Source organism: Bacillus sp. JJ1503 (genome assembly GCF_036965125.1).
In the GTDB taxonomy this organism is placed as follows: domain Bacteria; phylum Bacillota; class Bacilli; order Bacillales; family Cytobacillaceae; genus Cytobacillus.
This window is the reverse complement of sequence record NZ_JBALOZ010000520.1, coordinates 1-1,217: the sequence shown is the minus strand read 5'-3', so window position 1 is coordinate 1,217 and position 1,217 is coordinate 1. Positions and strand designations below refer to the sequence as shown.

Below are 1,217 nucleotides of genomic sequence, written 5' to 3'. Positions count from 1 at the left end.
TATCTATATTTTTTGTATTCTTTTATTAATCGTATTGAATAATTTACAGAATAACGGATAAAGTTGTTCATCTCTACTAATTATTACATAAAGTAATATACATGTTCCATAAACAACAAAACCAGTTATTATTTGATAAAATAAAGTACTTATTTGTTCTCCCATAATGTCTCCTAAAAACCGAACTGGAAAATACATAATTAATCCAAAGATACCATATTTAAAATTTGAAATAACATACTTACATATATTTAGCTTCCTTCTTACAGAAATAAAAATAATTATCGTTACAGTAGCTTCAGCGGCAATAGTTGCAATAACTGCACCTAGGGCAAATAACGAAGGAATTAACATTAAATTCAACACCAAATTTACTAGTGCTCCGCATATTGTAGAAATTATATATACTTTATTTTTATTTTTTGGAATTAAATACTGAGTCCTTACTATGTTTGACCAAGCAATTAACAAAATTGTTGGAGACATATAAGTGATCAAAGGACCACTTTCTCTAAACTCACTTCCAAAGAACACAGGTGCTAATATAGTAGATATCGCACTAATACCAAAAAGTATTGGATAAGTAATAATTGATATAAACATCATTGACTTTTCAATATATATTCTTAATTCACTATTTTTATTATTTGCTACCAAATTTGACATTCTAGGTAACATTACTGTTCCAACAGCAATCAAAATACCTAAAGGTATACTAATTAGCTTTCCTGCATTTTCATATAGCCCTAGTTGGGACATACCTACCATTGACCCAATCATAATTTTATCCATTACTTTATAAATACTATAAGCAATTACAGGCACAAATAAAACCAAATTAGGCTTAATATGCTTTTTAATTTCTTTTAAAGAAGGCTTAACAAAAGAAACATGTTTTTTAACGAGTACCCATACTGCACTTTGGCTTAAAAATGTACCAAATGACATTATTAATGTATATATCCATAAATCATTACTTGTCCTTACAAACAAAAATATACTAACTAATACTATTATTTTGATTATAATATTACGTATAATGGTTATCTTGAATTTTTCTAAACCAAAAAAGAACCAATTTATATCAAACTGAGCTGAAATAATAAAGAATAGATGTAGTAGTAAAATTAAATTATTTTCGTCTATAAAGAAAATAATAAATATTAAATAAATACAAATAGATACAATTCCAGTAAAAAATTGCATTGCATAAATAT

General features: G+C 25.8%; 1 protein-coding gene. It reads right to left on the bottom strand.

Translation table 11 applies throughout. The features are described from left to right. Positions 1 to 3: 3 nt before the first annotated feature. Positions 4 to 1,217, bottom strand: a 1,214-nt coding sequence (locus V7149_RS26190) for an oligosaccharide flippase family protein (RefSeq protein WP_335348478.1), incomplete at its 5' end; no start/stop codon positions are given.